We start from the raw sequence: 13,800 nt of genomic DNA, 5'->3' as shown, positions 1-13,800 counted from the left end.
GCCCCGGACGACCGGGGCCGCCCAGGCGCTGAGATGCGCGGACGCCCCGCCCGCACCGGCGCCCGGGGTCACAGCCACCCGTTGCGCTTGAACCCGCGGTGGATGCCGAAGCAGATGGCGACCGTCGCCATCAGCACCGCCGGATAGCCGAACTTCCAGTGCAGCTCGGGCATGTAGTCGAAGTTCATGCCGTAGATCCCGGCGATCATCGTGGGCACGGCGAAGATCGCCGCCCATGCCGTGATCTTGCGCATGTCCTCGTTCTGCGCCACGGCGGCCTGCGCGAGATTGGCCTGGAGGATGGAGTTGAGCAGGTCGTCGAAGGACAGCACCTGCTCGTTGACCCGCGCCAGGTGGTCGGCGACGTCCCGGAAGTACTTCTGGATGTCGGAGTCCACCAGCCGCATCGGACGCTCGCTCAGCAGCTGCATCGGCCGCAGCAGCGGCGACACCGCCCGCTTGAACTCCAGTACCTCACGCTTGAGTTGGTAGATCCGCCCGGCGTCGCCGCCCTTGGGGGTGCCCTTGCCGCTGACGCCCTTGCCGTTGGACCCGGAGCTGAAGACGTCGATCTCCACCTCGTCGATGTCGTCCTGCACCGCACCGGCCACCGCCATGTACCCGTCGACGACCTGGTCGGCGATGGCGTGCAGCACCGCGGACGGGCCCTTGGCCAGCAGGTCCGGGTCGTCCTGGAGCCGGTGCCGCAGCGCGCGCAGCGAGCCCTGGCCGCCGTGCCGCACGGTCACGATGAAGTCCCGGCCGGTGAAGCACATCACCTCGCCGGTCTCCACGACCTCGCTGGTCGCGGTCAACTCGGTGTGTTCGACGTAGTGGACCGTCTTGAAGACGGTGAACAGGGTCTCGTCGTAGCGCTCCAGCTTGGGCCGCTGGTGGGCGTGCACGGCGTCCTCGACGGCGAGCGGGTGCAGCCCGAACTCCTGGGCGATACCGGCGAATTCGGCCTCGGTGGGCTCGTGCAGCCCGATCCAGGCGAAGCCGCCCTCGGCCCGCACGCCGGCCATCGCCTCGGCCGGGGTGACGTGGTCGCTCACCCGGCGGCCCTCGCGGTAGACACCGCAGTCGACGATGGCGCTGTTCGGGCAGGCCGGGGCGGCCGTGGAGTAGTGGTACGAGGGGTCGTCGCGCCGCCGGGAGGGACGGACGGCGGCGCGCAGGTCGCGGATCATCGACATGGCAGGCTCCTTCACGGGCCGGCCGTCAGCGCGGGCGCGGGGGGCAACGCTGCCCGGAACGTGGACGTACGAGGCGTCATCGGCTGTACGTCCGCAAAGCGGGCGGCGCTCCGTGCGGTGGCACTGACGGCAGTTCGCAGAAAACACGGAACAAAGAGTCGAGGGCGCTCTTCCGTCATCTACGTCCGGCGCAAAGGTGCTTCCCTGGTTTCACCGCTGAGCGGCGGGGTACGGAAGCTCTCGGATCAGGAGATTCGCTGCGCGAGCGGGATGACGGGAGAACTATCGGTACTGCACGGTCGACTCGGATCCACCGCAGCCCCACCTCCTCCGGCCGGTCCCCGTTGGGGGACGACGTCATTCCCTGAGCAGACGGCAAGGCTATCAGCCGCCTGACGCGTCACGGTGCCCCTTTGCCCGTTCCATACGAAGAACGGGGGCGCCGCACAGCAGTGCGCCGAGGGGTGACGGACGCCCGAGTGGCCGCCCGTATGCTCGCGCCATGTCTGACGTTCTTGAGCTGGTAGAGGCCCGGTTGCGGACAACCCTGGGCGAGCCGGACGCGCGCGCCGCCGTCACCTTTCTCGGGACCGACCGTATCGAGGTCCTCCGCTTCGTGGACAACGGGGTGGTCCGCTACGCCACGCTCGGGATGTCCGCGCAGCCCATGGCCGACCCGACGGCCGTGCTGGCCGATCCGCTGCGCGGTCCGCGCGCCGAACTCGTGCTGTCCGTACGGACCGGCCGTGCCGACACCGACAAGGTGCTCAGGCCGCTCGCCGTGCTCGCCGCGTCCCCGCAGGTCGAGGGGGTGGTCGTGGCCCCCGGGGCCTCGCTGGACGTCGGTGAACCGCTGTGGCCGGGGGCTGTTTTCACCTCGGTGCTGGTCGCCTCGCCCGGGGGGCTGGTCGAGGACCTCGCGCTGGACGAGCCGAGGGAGCCGGTCCGCTTCCTGCCGCTGCTGCCGATGACGCCCAACGAGGCGGCCTGGAAGCGGGTGCACGGCGCCGAGGCCCTGGAGAAGCGCTGGCTGGAGCACGGCACGGATCTGCGTGATCCGCTGCGTGCGGGCGTTCCGCTCGACTGACCCGCGAGCGAAGGTGTCACCGTGCCCCGTCGGTCCTCGGGAGGGAGGGCCGACGGGGCGTCAGTGTCCTTACGGGGGCGGGGCGGCCGCGGTGCGCCTCACCGGGCGAGGGCCGTGACCCCGTCCTCCGTCGCGTGCCGCGGCGCCTGCTCCGCGGCCCCGGTGGTCAGTGCCCGGCGCCGGACGGCGACGACACCGGCGCCGGCCACCGCCGCGACGGCCGCGACCACGAAGGGAACGTGGATATCGGTCCACTCCTCGATCCTGGGCGCGAGGAACGGCGCGGCCGCCGCCGCGAACCAGCGCACGAAGTTGTAGCCGGCGCTGGCCACCGGGCGCGGTGCGTCCGAGACGCCCAGCGCCAGTTCCGTGAAGACGGTGTTGTTCAGGCCGATCAGGGCGCCGGACAGCACGGTGCAGACGACGGCGGTGGTGTGGTCGCCGTAACCCAGCACGACCAGGTCGGCGGCGAGCAGCAGCAGTGAGCCGCACAGCACCTTCAGCGAACCGAAGCGGTGCTGGAGCCGGGGCGCCACGATCACCGAGAACACCGCGAGCAGCACGCCCCAGGCGAAGAAGACGCCGCCCGACGTGTAGGGGGACATGTTCAGCACGAACGGGGTGAAGGCCAGCACCGTGAAGAACGCGTAGTTGTAGAAGAACGCGGAGACGGCGGTGGCGGCCAGCCCGCCGTGGCCGAGCGCCCTGACCGGGGCGAGCAGTGAGGTCCTGGCGGCCGGCTTCGGCTGCTCCTTGAGGAAGGCCGCGATGGCGATGAACCCGATGGCCATCAGGGCGGCCGTGCCGAAGAACGGGTAGCGCCACTTCAGGTCGCCGAGGACCGCGCCCAGCAGCGGGCCGCAGGCCATGCCGAGCCCCAGCGCGGACTCGTACAGCAGGATCGCGGTGCTGCTCCCGCCGGACGCCGCGCCCACGATGACCGCCAGCGCCGTCGAGACGAACAGGGCGTTGCCCAGGCCCCAGCCCGCCCGGAAGCCGACCAGTTCGCCGACCGATCCGGACAGGCCGGAGAGCGCCGCGAAGACCACCACCAGCGCCAGCCCGGCCAGCAGGGTCTTCCGGCCGCCGATGCGGCTGGAGACGAAGCCGGTGATCAGCATCGCGACCGCGGTGATCAGGAAGTAGGAGGTGAAGAGGAGCGAGACCTGGCTGTTGGTGGCGTGCAGGCCGCGGGCGATCGACGGGAGGATCGGGTCGACGAGGCCGATGCCCATGAAGGCCACGACCGAGGCGCCCGCCGTGGCCCAGACGGCCATCGGCTGGCGGAGCAGGGAGCCGCCGCCCTCCTCGAACGGATCGTCCACGCCGCCGTGGCCGCCGTTCTCCGTGCCGCTCATGCTGCGGTTCTCCTTCCTGTCGCCGGTGGTGTGTCCCTGACCGGCGGCTGCCGTGGCACCGCCGTCGAGATCGTTGACGTTTACACACAATAAATTAGGCGAGCTAAAGAATGCAAGGTGCAACTAGTTTCCCGGGTGAGGTGCGCGGTCCGGGGGCGCGGTCAATTACGCGGCGCCGTAAGTGATTCGGGGCACACCGGTCGGGTGATCGTCCTTGACGCGGGGGCGGGGCTGGAGGACCGTGGGTCCCTATGAGGGGCGAACCCAGTTGCCCGAAGTGCGGAGGCCGGGTAAGGGCGCCCGGTCTCTTCTCCGACACCTGGCAGTGCGCCCTGCACGGCACCGTGCATCCACTGCAACCGGTCGTCCCGCCGAGCGTCGAGGCGCTCGGCGTTGTCGTGCACCGCGCGCAGGTGCCCGTCTGGATGCCCTGGCCGCTGCCGGTCGGCTGGCTGTTCACCGGGGTGGCCTGCGCCGGCGACGACCGCAGCGGCGGCCGGGCGACCGCGGTGGCCTGCACCGGCCCCGGACCGCTCGGCGGCCCCGGCGAACTGCTGCTGATCGCCGAGGAGCTGGGCGTCGGACTCGGCGCGCGCTACGCCGGTATCGACGGCCCCGACCCCGGCCCGCACCTCTGCGTCGACAAGCACCCGCACGGCAAGGTGCTCGCCGCCGGCCGCCCGACCCCGCTGTGGCACCTCGACGACACGCCCCCGGACCGCGCGGTGTTCGCGGGCGAGGCGCGCGGGCTGTGGCTCTGGGCGATCGCCTGGCCCGAGCAGTCGGGGCTGATGATGTACGACGAGCTGGTGCTGACCGATCTGCGGGAGGCCGGTGCCGAGGTGGATCTGCTGCCGTGCGGGGCGCTCTCGCCGCGGATTCTGGGCTCACGGACGACGGACGACGGCCGTGACGCCGCCCGCTGACGGCCGCGACGGCTGACCGCGCCGGACGTCGCGGCATCCGCCGGGCGGCCGGTGCCACCCGGCCGCCCGGTATTCTTCTGGGGTCCCCTTACGGTGTACCCGCACCCGGTGTCTCCCGGGCCGCGTCCCCCGTCCGTCCCGCAGCAGTCTGGAGTCCGCGTCGTGCGCATCGATCTGCACACCCACTCCACGGCCTCCGACGGTACGGACACCCCCGCCGAGCTGGTGCGCAACGCCGCGGCCGCCGGTCTGGACGTCGTCGCGCTGACCGACCACGACACCGTCGGCGGCCATGCCGAGGCGCGGGCGGCACTGCCCGGCGGGCTGACGCTGGTCACCGGCGCCGAACTCTCCTGCCGGATCGACGGTGTGAGCCTCCACATGCTCGCCTACCTCTTCGACCCCGAGGAGCCGGAGCTGGCCCGGGAGCGGGAGCTGGTGCGCGACGACCGGGTGCCGCGGGCCCAGGGCATGGTCGCGAAGCTGCGGGACCTCGGGGTGCCCATCACCTGGGAGCAGGTCGCCCGGATCGCCGGGGACGGCGCCGTGGGACGGCCGCACATCGCCACCGCCCTCGTCGACCTGGGCCTGGTCCCCACCGTCTCCGACGCCTTCACCTCCGAGTGGCTCGCCAACGACGGCCGGGCGTACGTGGAGAAGCACGAACTCGATCCCTTCGACGCGATTCGGCTGGTCAAGGCGGCGGGCGGGGTCACCGTCTTCGCGCATCCGCTGGCCGTCAAGCGCGGCAGCTGCGTCCCGGAGAGCGTGATCGCCGAACTCGCCGCCGCCGGCCTCGACGGCATCGAGGTCGACCACATGGACCACGACGCCCCGACCCGCGCCCGGCTGCGCGGCATGGCCGCCGACCTCGGCCTGCTGACCACCGGCTCCAGCGACTACCACGGCAGCCGCAAGACCTGCCGCCTGGGCGAATACACCACCGACCCCGAGATCTACGGCGAGATCGTGCGCCGCGCGACCGGCGCCTTCCCCGTACCCGGCACCGGCGGCTGAGCCCGCCGCGGCCGGCCGCCGCACCACGCGCCCCGGTCCGCGGGGCCGTCACCCACCGCGCCGCACCCGGCCGGGTACCGCACAGGGCGCTGCCGCGCGCCGTCCCGCCACCCCTCACCCACCTCTCCCTCCCCCCTACGGGCCCGCGCCTACCGCGCCGGTCCGTGCTCGTCCCGTACCACCTCTCGCAAGGCCATCACCGTGTTCGACGTCGCCGTCTTCAGTACCCTCTTCGTGATCATGGACCCGCCGGGTATCACCCCGATCTTCCTGGCCCTGACCTCCGGCCGGCCGGCCAAGGTGCAGCGCCGGATGGCCTGGCAGGCGGCCGTCGTCGCCTTCGGGGTCATCGCCCTCTTCGGCCTCTTCGGCCGGCAGATCCTGGGGCGGCTGCACATCTCCACGCCCGCGCTGATGATCGCGGGCGGTCTGCTGCTCCTGCTGGTCGCGCTGGACCTGCTGACCGGGAAGTCGGAGGAGCCGACCCAGACCAAGGACGTCAACGTGGCGCTGGTGCCCCTGGGGATGCCGCTGCTGGCCGGGCCGGGCGCGATCGTGTCGGTGATCCTCGCGGTGCAGCACGCACAGGGCGTCGCCGGGCAGGTCTCCGTCTGGGCGGCGATCGCCGCGATCCATGTCGTGCTCTATCTGGTGATGCGGTTCTCGCTGGTCATCATCCGTGTGATCAAGGACGGGGGAGTGGTCCTGGTCACGCGGCTGGCGGGCATGATGCTCTCCGCGCTCGCCGTGCAGCAGATCATCAACGGGGTGCTGCAGGTGATCCAGTCGGCGGCCTGACGCCGGCACCCCGCCGCGGAACGCGCGGCGCCCCCGTACGGCCAGTGCGTACGGGGGCGCTCATGCGGTGCGGCCGGTCTCGGCCGGCCGCCGTGGCTGTCGCATCGTCGGGCGGCGTGTCGGTGACTAACGGACGGCGGTGTCGGCCGGGCGGATGTAGATGCGCTGGCCGGTCGAGGCGGCCTGCTGCACGATCCGGTTGACGGAGGCGGCGTCCACGACGGTGCTGTCCACGGCGGTGCCGTCGACATCGTCCAGGCGCATGATCTCGAAGCGCATACGGCTTCTCCCTTCGTCTGATCCTCCTGCGGAGAACTCTTGGGCAGGTGCTGCCCGGCGTCGCTGCCGGGCGCTCCGTACTTGGTAGAACGCCCTACCCAGGGCAATCATTCCCTACGCTAAAGAAAAATTTCGACGGCCTAACTACGCCTGCCCGAGAGCGGTTGTGCCCGCAGAGTGACCGCCCGGACAATGGGACCGGTATGAATGACGTCCAGCCCACGGGCCCCACCGACCTCACCGCGCTCGCCGCCGGGATCGAGCGCACCAACGAGCTGCTCACCCGCGTGCTCGCCGAGGTCGCCACCACCCCCTCCACCCATGCCGCCTTCGTCGACGCGGGCTATGTCTACGCCGCGGCCGGACGCCTGGTCACCGGCACGGAGGACCGCAAGGCCTTCGACCTGGACGCGGAGGCGCTCATCGAGGCCTTCATCGACAAGGCCCGGATGATCTTCCCGGACAGCCGGTTGCTGCGCGTCTACTGGTACGACGGCGCCCGCCGCCGCATCCACACCCAGGAGCAGCAGCGGATCGCCGAGCTGCCCGACGTCAAGGTCCGGCTCGGCAACCTCAACGCCAACAACCAGCAGAAGGGCGTCGACTCCCTGATCCGTTCGGACCTGGAGTCACTGGCCCGGCACCGCGCGATCAGCGACGCGGTGCTGATCGGCGGCGACGAGGACCTGGTCTCCGCCGTGGAGGCGGCACAGGGCTACGGCGCCCGGGTGCACCTGTGGGGCATCGAGGCCTCCGGCGGCCGCAACCAGGCCGAGCCGCTGCTGTGGGAGGTCGACAGCGCGCGCACCTTCGACCTGGAGTTCTGCAGGCCGTACGTCACCCGGCGGGCCGGTGTGGAGTACTGCGAGCAGACCGCGGGCGAGGGACCGGCGCCCAGCCGCGACGACGTGCGCTTCGTCGGCGCCCAGGTCGCCGCCCAGTGGCTCTCGGAGCGCGGCCGCGAATGGGTGGCCGGGCTGCTCCCCGGTCACCCCTATCTGCCCGGCGCCGTCGACCAGGAGCTGCTGACCGCGGCGGAGGCGCTGCTGCGGCACTCCCTGCGCGGCCACGCCGACCTGCGGCGGGTCCTGCGCGACGGCTTCTGGGATCACGTCCAGGGGCAGTACTAGCGGTCGTTCGGTGCCGCCGGAGCGCGAAGGGCCGGGATCAGGCCTGGGCGAGCAGCTCCGTGAGGCGGTCGAAGAAGCCCGACCAGCCCGCCTCCGCCTGGCGGTACTGCTCGGAGGTGAGATTGCCGCCGAGCTGACGGAAGGCCATCTCCGTGCGGCCCCCGAGATCGGTCAGGGTGACCCGGACGATCTCGCCCTCGATGCCGTCCGGCGCGGACGCGTCCCTGAGCGTGAACTCCAGCCGCTCCGGGGGCGCCACCTCACGGTAGACCCCGGAGAACGGCAGCTCACCGCCGTCCGGGGTACGCATCACCAGACTCCACACCCCGCCCGGCCGCGGGTCCATCGTCATCCGGTCGGCGGGCACCACCAGCTCCCCGCCGAACCAGTACCCGAAGTGCTCGGGCCGCGTCCACGCCTCGAAGACCAGCTCACGGCGGGCGTCGAAGGTCCGGGTGAGCGCGATGCCGTGGGGGCCGTCCCCGGGGTCGGCCGGGGGAGTCGCCGGGTTCTCGGTCATCAGGGAGCCCTTCGTACGAAGCCGGTGCGGCCCGGACCGCGCCGGGCCGCCTCCCTCGATGCTCGCCGAACCGCCGGGCGCTGTCCTGGCGACACCGCCCGCTCGGCCCACCGGCCCGGCCTCAGCCCACCCCGCTCCAGAACCCGGCCAGCGCCTCCGCCGTCTTCTCCGGACGCTCGGCGTTGGGGGAGTGCTCGGCGCCCTCGATGACGGTGCGCCGGGCGGACAGCCGCTCCGCCATGTCGTCCATCCACGCCACCGGCCAGGCGTAGTCGACGGCGCCGGAGACGACATGGACGGGCAGCCCCGTACGGGCCAGCTCCGCCACCCGGTCGGGCTCCGCCAGCATCTGCCGGCCGGTCGCGATCAGCTGCTCGGGCACGGTGTTCAGCCAGCGGTGGTGCAGGAACGCGCCAATCTCCGGCGGTGTCGCCGCGTCCGCCGCCTCCGGCGGGTCCAGTTCGCGCATCGCCCGCCAGACGCTCTCCATGTCGAGCGTGCCGAGCGCCTCGATCAGCATCCGCACCCGGGCCTGCTGGGACGCCTCGATGGCGGCCGGCCCGGAGCTGAGCACGGTGAGCGAACGGAACGGGGCCGCGTCCAGCAGCACGGCGGCCCGGGTGAGCAGCCCGCCCAGGGAGTGCCCCAGCAGATGGACCGGACCGCTGTCCGGCTCCCGCACGGCCCGCGCCTGCGCCAGCACGTCGAGCGCCAACTCCCTTTGCGCGTAAGCCTGTTCCTCGCGCGGCCCGGCGGACTCGTGCTGGCCGCGGCCGTCCACCGCGACCGCCCGGAACCCGGCCGCGGCGAGCGGCTCCAGCAAGGCGACGAAGTCCTCCTTGCTGCCGGTGAATCCGGGCACCAGCAGGGCGGTCCCGATCGGTGCGGCCTCGGGCCGGGCGTCCTGCACGGCGAAGGAGCCGCGCGCGGTGTCGAGTCGGTACGCACGGGCGCACGGGGGCAGCGTGAGAGTGGGCGGCCTGCTCATGCAGTGAGGTTATCCGGGCCGGGTGGCAAAACAGGGCCGGGACGCCGACGACCCGGCACCCGCGCGATGCGGGGCCGGGTCGTCGGTGCCGGGTCCGGGAGGACCGGGCGGGTCAGCTCTCGGGCGTCGCCTCGGCCGCCGTGGCCTTGGCGCGGGTGCGGCGGCGCACCGGCTTGGCCTCGGCACCCTCCACCGCCTCCGCGGCCGGCTTGGCGGCAGCGCTCTTGCGCGTCCGCTTCGGCTTCACCGGGGCGTCCTCGGCGGGAGCGTCCACCGCGGCCTCGGCCGCCTTCGCGGCGGCGGTCTTCCGGGTCCGCTTGGGCTTGGCCGGTGCGGCCTCGGCGCCCTCGACGGTGTCCACCGCGGCCTCGGCGGCCTTGGCGGCAGCGGTCTTCCGCGTCCGCTTCGGCTTCACCGGGGCGTCCTCGGCGGGAGCGTCCACCGCGGCCTCGGCGGCCTTCGTGGCAGCCGTCTTCCGGGTGCGCTTCGGCTTGGCCGGCGCCTCGGTCACGGTCTCCACGGCCTCGGCCACGGTCTCCGTCACCACCGCCGGCGCCGTCTCCGCCGCGGCCTTGGCGGCGCTGCGGGTACGGCGGCGCGGCCTGGCCGGCGCCTCGACGGGCTCCGTCACGGCAGCGGCCTCGGCGGCTGCCGCGCGCTCCGCCGCGAGCGCCCGAGCGGCGACCTCGACGGTCTGGAAGCTCTCGGTCTCCACCGGCCGGGCCACCCGGGCACGGCGGCGGCGGGGCTTCACGGGCTCGGCCGGAGCCTCGGTCACCACGGCGGCGGCCTGGGCCACCACAGCGGTGTCCTTGGCGACCTCGGTGCTGCTCGCGGCCTCGGCCACCGGCGCCGTCACGGCACCGGACTGGCTCGCGCGGGTACGCCGGCGCCGGCGCGGCTGCCGCGGTCCGGCGGCCTCCGTGCCCTGAGCGGCGTCCTGGGTGCTCTCGGCGGCGGGCGACCCGGTCGTCTGTGCCGTGGCACCGGCCGGGCCGTCCAGCGGCGTGCCGCCACGGGTCCGGCGGCGCTGCCGCGGGGTACGGGTGCGCGCGGGGCGCTCCTCCTCCACGACGGCGCCCTTACGGGGACCACGGCCCCGGCCGCCGGTCTCGCCCAGGTCCTCGACCTCTTCCGCGGCCAGCCCGGCACGGGTGCGCTCGGCGCGCGGCAGCACGCCCTTGGTACCCGCGGGGATGTTCAGCTGCTCGTAGAGGTGCGCCGAGGTGGAGTAGGTCTCCTCCGGCTCGTCGAACGCCAGGTCCAGCGCCTTGTTGATCAGCTTCCAGCGCGGGATGTCGTCCCAGTCGACGAGGGTGACCGCGGTGCCCTTGGCGCCCGCGCGGCCCGTACGGCCGATGCGGTGCAGGTAGGTCTTCTCGTCCTCGGGCGACTGGTAGTTGATGACGTGCGTCACGCCCTCGACGTCGATACCGCGGGCGGCGACGTCGGTGCAGACCAGGACATCGACCTTGCCGTTGCGGAAGGCGCGCAGCGCCTGCTCACGGGCGCCCTGGCCGAGGTCGCCGTGCACCGCGCCGGAGGCGAAGCCCCGGCGTGCGAGCTGGTCGGCGATGTCGGCGGCGGTCCGCTTCGTCCGGCAGAACACCATCGCCAGGCCCCGGCCCTCGGCCTGGAGGATGCGGGAGACCATCTCCGGCTTGTCCATGGAGTGCGCGCGGAAGACGTGCTGGACGGTGTTGGCGACGGTCTGGCCCTCGTCGTCCGGCGCGGTGGCGCGGATGTGCGTGGGCTGCGACATGTAACGGCGGGCCAGCGAGATGACCTGGCCGGGCATGGTCGCGGAGAACAGCATCGTCTGGCGCTTGGCCGGCAGCAGCTGGATGATCTTCTCGACGTCGGGCAGGAAGCCCAGGTCGAGCATCTCGTCGGCCTCGTCCAGCACCAGGCTCTTGACCTGGGAGAGGTCCAGCTTCTTCTGGCCCGCCAGGTCGAGCAGGCGGCCGGGGGTGCCGACGACGACGTCGACGCCCTTCTTCAGCGCCTCGACCTGCGGCTCGTAGGCACGGCCGCCGTAGATGGCCAGCACCCGGACGTTGCGCACCTTGCCGGCGGTGAGCAGGTCGTTGGTGACCTGCTGGCACAGCTCACGGGTCGGCACGACCACCAGGGCCTGCGGGGCCTCGGTCAGCTGACCGGGCTGCGCCCGGCCGACCTCGACGTCCACGGGGACCGTGACGCGCTCCAGGAGCGGCAGGCCGAAGCCCAGGGTCTTGCCGGTGCCGGTCTTGGCCTGGCCGATGACGTCGTTGCCGGAGAGGGCGACGGGGAGCGTCAGCTCCTGGATGGGAAAGGGGGAGATGATGCCGACGGCTTCCAGCGCCTCGGCCGTCTCGGGGAAAATCCCGAGGTCTCGGAATGTAGACAGAATCTTGCCTCTTCTGTGAGACGCGGCGTGAGGCGGCGAAGGGGGTCGTACCGCACCTTCGTACGGAGTTCGTACGGGCCGGCCGGAGGGGCCGGTGGGGCGGGACCACTGCCAACGCTCAGGCACTCCTGCCGCGAGCGGTGTCCCTCTCGCCGTGCGTATGTCTGCTACGCGCCGCAAGAGAGGGCGGTCGGTTTGGAGCCGATCGGGCCACCGACCGGGCATCCGCTTCGTGGAACGACCCACCGATACTCGGCAGGTCCAAATACCACTGTACCCCGGATATGGCTCGCCTATCCGAAGGCTTGTATGAGTGAGGAATACATCACGGCCGGTCCGGCGCCCCGGCACCGGCTACGACCGTCGTTCGTACGAGGGAACGGCTATGGCTGACCAGGCCCTTCCCCGAGCCGCCGAGCGGGCTATTGTGCCGGTCATGGGAACGCCTGACAACGCCGCGGCTGACGCGCAAGAGAACACCGGGATCGCCGCCCAGAACTGGGCGCAGGCATCCGCCGACCCGCAGTACCGGGCCGCCGTGATCGATCTGCTCGGCGCCCTCGCCTACGGCGAGCTGTCCGCCTTCGAGCGCCTGGCGGAGGACGCCAAGCTCGCGCCGACGATGGACGACAAGGCCGAACTGGCCAAGATGGCCTCGGCAGAGTTCCACCACTTCGAGCGGCTGCGGGACCGGCTCGCACAGATCGAGGCGGAGCCGAACGAGGCCATGGAGCCGTTCGCCGCCGCCCTGGACGAGTTCCACCGCCAGACCGCGCCGTCGGACTGGCTGGAGGGCCTGGTCAAGGCCTATGTCGGCGACTCGATCGCCAGTGACTTCTACCGCGAGGTCGCGGCCCGGCTGGACTCTGACACCCGCGGTCTGGTGCTGGCCGTGCTGGACGACACCGGGCATGCCTCGTTCGCCGTGGAGAAGGTGCGCGCGGCCATCGAGGCCGAGCCGCGGGTCGGCGGGCGGCTGGCGCTGTGGGCGCGCCGCCTGATGGGCGAGGCGCTCTCGCAGGCGCAGCGGGTGGTCGCGGACCGTGACGCGCTCTCCACGATGCTGGTGGGCGGCGTGGCCGACGGCTTCGACCTGGCGGAGGTGGGCCGGATGTTCTCCCGGATCACCGAGGCGCACACCAAGCGGATGGCGGCGCTGGGTCTCGCGGCCTGACGTCCCCGGCGGGGTGCCGGGCGGTTCAGGCCGTCCGGTGCCCCTTCAGCGTCGGGGCCGGGCGCCGCAGGCGCCGGTGCGGCGGGCGCACCAGGACCGACAGCAGCGCCGCCCCCACGGCGACCGAGGCCACCATCACCTGCACGGGATACCCCGGACCGAGGATCGAGCGGGTCAGCACCGCGCCGAGCAGCGCCGCGACCGGGCCGGTCGCGAGCGTGAGGCTGCGCGAGGGGAAGCGGTCGGGCAGCCATCGCGTGGCGGACAGGGCGATGACATAGCCGATGAGCAGGGCGCCGAGTGCTTCCCAGATCATGCTGTTCCCTCCCGCGTGACAACGCCGATCGATGAACAAAACCGGTCTTACGCGGTCGTACCCAAGGGGCACCGGCAGCAACCCTCGCCCCGCCGGTCCGCTGCCTGATCAGCCCAGCAGAACCGACTCGAACAGCCTGATCTGTGCAAACGCACCCGACCCGGGCCCGGAAGCGGCGCCCGGCCGGGCCCGGAAACGACAGACAAAGGCGGCGGCCCGGAGAAGGGAATCTCCGGGCCGCCGCCTTGTGGGCGCCGTGGCCGGCGCCCCGCGCTCAGAGCGCGCCGAACCCGACCTTGCGGGCGGTCGGCTCGCCGATCTCGACATAGGCCAGCCGGTCCGCCGGGACCAGAATCTTGCGACCGTGGTCGTCCACCAGGCTCAGCAGCTGTGACTTGCCGCCCAGCGCGTCGGACACGGCGCTCTCGACCTCTTCGGCAGACTGCCCGCTCTCCAGAATGATCTCGCGGGGCGCGTGCTGCACGCCGATCTTGACCTCCACGGCTTTTGTCCCTCCGACGGTCTGGGGGTCCCCAGCCTCAGCTGGGGGAGGAAGCGCGGTCATCCGCGCCGTACGCAGCACACATTAGCCCGGTACGGGGACACGCAGGACGCCATGGGC

Annotated in this window: 14 protein-coding genes; 6 read left to right on the top strand and 8 right to left on the bottom strand. The window is 72.5% G+C overall.

Going from position 1 to position 13,800, the window contains the following annotated elements; all coding sequences use genetic code 11:
* Positions 1-68 precede the first annotated feature (68 nt).
* The gene (locus ACWC9R_RS19390) at positions 69-1,196 is read right to left on the bottom strand and encodes a magnesium and cobalt transport protein CorA (protein ID WP_450733032.1); all 1,128 of its coding nucleotides are present in this window, start codon (positions 1,194-1,196) and stop codon (positions 69-71) included.
* 502 nt (positions 1,197-1,698) lie between these two features.
* On the opposite strand from ACWC9R_RS19390, the gene ACWC9R_RS19385 reads away from it, so the two are divergent.
* Positions 1,699-2,283, top strand: coding sequence for a suppressor of fused domain protein (locus tag ACWC9R_RS19385; protein WP_450733030.1), 585 nt, complete (start codon positions 1,699-1,701; stop codon positions 2,281-2,283).
* Between the two features lie 98 nt (positions 2,284-2,381).
* On the opposite strand, the gene ACWC9R_RS19380 is transcribed toward ACWC9R_RS19385, so the two are convergent.
* Positions 2,382-3,641 carry an MFS transporter gene (locus tag ACWC9R_RS19380; protein ID WP_450733028.1) on the bottom strand — a complete coding sequence of 420 codons (1,260 nt, stop codon included), beginning with the start codon at positions 3,639-3,641 and terminating at the stop codon, positions 2,382-2,384.
* A 251-nt stretch (positions 3,642-3,892) separates the two neighbouring features.
* Between ACWC9R_RS19380 and ACWC9R_RS19375 the strand changes: the two genes are divergently transcribed.
* From ACWC9R_RS19375 to ACWC9R_RS19365, 3 genes are all read left to right on the top strand, one after another.
* A complete protein-coding gene (locus ACWC9R_RS19375; RefSeq protein WP_450733026.1) occupies positions 3,893-4,567 on the top strand; it encodes a DUF6758 family protein in 675 nt (224 codons plus the stop codon).
* Positions 4,568-4,729: 162 nt separating this feature from the next.
* Positions 4,730-5,584 (top strand): PHP domain-containing protein, encoded by an 855-nt coding sequence (locus ACWC9R_RS19370; RefSeq protein WP_450733024.1) that lies wholly within the window; start codon positions 4,730-4,732, stop codon positions 5,582-5,584.
* Between the two features lie 201 nt (positions 5,585-5,785).
* The gene (locus ACWC9R_RS19365) at positions 5,786-6,382 is read left to right on the top strand and encodes a MarC family protein (RefSeq protein WP_450733022.1); all 597 of its coding nucleotides are present in this window, start codon (positions 5,786-5,788) and stop codon (positions 6,380-6,382) included.
* A 126-nt stretch (positions 6,383-6,508) separates the two neighbouring features.
* Here the strand turns inward: ACWC9R_RS19365 and ACWC9R_RS19360 are convergent, their stop codons facing one another.
* Complete coding sequence (locus ACWC9R_RS19360) at positions 6,509-6,661, bottom strand: hypothetical protein (RefSeq protein WP_085925097.1); 153 nt, start codon at positions 6,659-6,661, stop codon at positions 6,509-6,511.
* Positions 6,662-6,864: 203 nt separating this feature from the next.
* Between ACWC9R_RS19360 and ACWC9R_RS19355 the strand changes: the two genes are divergently transcribed.
* On the top strand, positions 6,865-7,791 hold the full coding sequence (locus ACWC9R_RS19355; RefSeq protein WP_450733020.1) for an NYN domain-containing protein: 927 nt from the start codon (positions 6,865-6,867) through the stop codon (positions 7,789-7,791).
* Positions 7,792-7,828: 37 nt separating this feature from the next.
* On the opposite strand, the gene ACWC9R_RS19350 is transcribed toward ACWC9R_RS19355, so the two are convergent.
* From ACWC9R_RS19350 to ACWC9R_RS19340, 3 genes are all read right to left on the bottom strand, one after another.
* Positions 7,829-8,311 (bottom strand): SRPBCC family protein, encoded by a 483-nt coding sequence (locus tag ACWC9R_RS19350; protein ID WP_450733019.1) that lies wholly within the window; start codon positions 8,309-8,311, stop codon positions 7,829-7,831.
* Between the two features lie 121 nt (positions 8,312-8,432).
* The gene (locus ACWC9R_RS19345; protein WP_450733017.1) at positions 8,433-9,299 is read right to left on the bottom strand and encodes an alpha/beta fold hydrolase; all 867 of its coding nucleotides are present in this window, start codon (positions 9,297-9,299) and stop codon (positions 8,433-8,435) included.
* A 112-nt stretch (positions 9,300-9,411) separates the two neighbouring features.
* On the bottom strand, positions 9,412-11,814 hold the full coding sequence (locus tag ACWC9R_RS19340) for a DEAD/DEAH box helicase (protein ID WP_450733015.1): 2,403 nt from the start codon (positions 11,812-11,814) through the stop codon (positions 9,412-9,414).
* 310 nt (positions 11,815-12,124) lie between these two features.
* Between ACWC9R_RS19340 and ACWC9R_RS19335 the strand changes: the two genes are divergently transcribed.
* Positions 12,125-12,862: a ferritin-like fold-containing protein gene (locus tag ACWC9R_RS19335; protein ID WP_450733014.1), complete on the top strand. Its 738-nt coding sequence runs from the start codon at positions 12,125-12,127 to the stop codon at positions 12,860-12,862.
* Between the two features lie 25 nt (positions 12,863-12,887).
* Here the strand turns inward: ACWC9R_RS19335 and ACWC9R_RS19330 are convergent, their stop codons facing one another.
* Both ACWC9R_RS19330 and ACWC9R_RS19325 read right to left on the bottom strand, forming a co-directional pair.
* A complete protein-coding gene (locus ACWC9R_RS19330; RefSeq protein WP_450733012.1) occupies positions 12,888-13,178 on the bottom strand; it encodes a hypothetical protein in 291 nt (96 codons plus the stop codon).
* A gap of 274 nt (positions 13,179-13,452) precedes the next feature.
* Entirely contained in the window at positions 13,453-13,680 is a 228-nt protein-coding gene (locus ACWC9R_RS19325) for a DUF3107 domain-containing protein (protein WP_362605410.1), read from the bottom strand.
* Positions 13,681-13,800: the final 120 nt, after the last annotated feature.

This window comes from Streptomyces sp. NPDC001219 (assembly GCF_053597915.1).
The sequence above is the reverse complement of the archived record's forward strand: the minus strand, read 5'-3'. Positions and strand labels throughout refer to the sequence as shown.

Bases quoted from the DNA above. Each gene is read 5' to 3' on its own strand.
- ACWC9R_RS19355 (WP_450733020.1), top strand. From the start codon at position 6,865: ATGAATGACGTCCAGCCCACGGGCCCCACCGACCTCACCGCGCTCGCC.
- ACWC9R_RS19335 (WP_450733014.1), top strand. From the start codon at position 12,125: ATGGGAACGCCTGACAACGCCGCGGCTGACGCGCAAGAGAACACCGGG.
- ACWC9R_RS19350 (WP_450733019.1), bottom strand. From the start codon at position 8,311: ATGACCGAGAACCCGGCGACTCCCCCGGCCGACCCCGGGGACGGCCCC.
- ACWC9R_RS19380 (WP_450733028.1), bottom strand. From the start codon at position 3,641: ATGAGCGGCACGGAGAACGGCGGCCACGGCGGCGTGGACGATCCGTTC.
- ACWC9R_RS19330 (WP_450733012.1), bottom strand. From the start codon at position 13,178: ATGATCTGGGAAGCACTCGGCGCCCTGCTCATCGGCTATGTCATCGCC.
- ACWC9R_RS19390 (WP_450733032.1), bottom strand. From the start codon at position 1,196: ATGTCGATGATCCGCGACCTGCGCGCCGCCGTCCGTCCCTCCCGGCGG.
- ACWC9R_RS19345 (WP_450733017.1), bottom strand. From the start codon at position 9,299: ATGAGCAGGCCGCCCACTCTCACGCTGCCCCCGTGCGCCCGTGCGTAC.
- ACWC9R_RS19360 (WP_085925097.1), bottom strand. From the start codon at position 6,661: ATGCGCTTCGAGATCATGCGCCTGGACGATGTCGACGGCACCGCCGTG.
- ACWC9R_RS19385 (WP_450733030.1), top strand. From the start codon at position 1,699: ATGTCTGACGTTCTTGAGCTGGTAGAGGCCCGGTTGCGGACAACCCTG.
- ACWC9R_RS19375 (WP_450733026.1), top strand. From the start codon at position 3,893: ATGAGGGGCGAACCCAGTTGCCCGAAGTGCGGAGGCCGGGTAAGGGCG.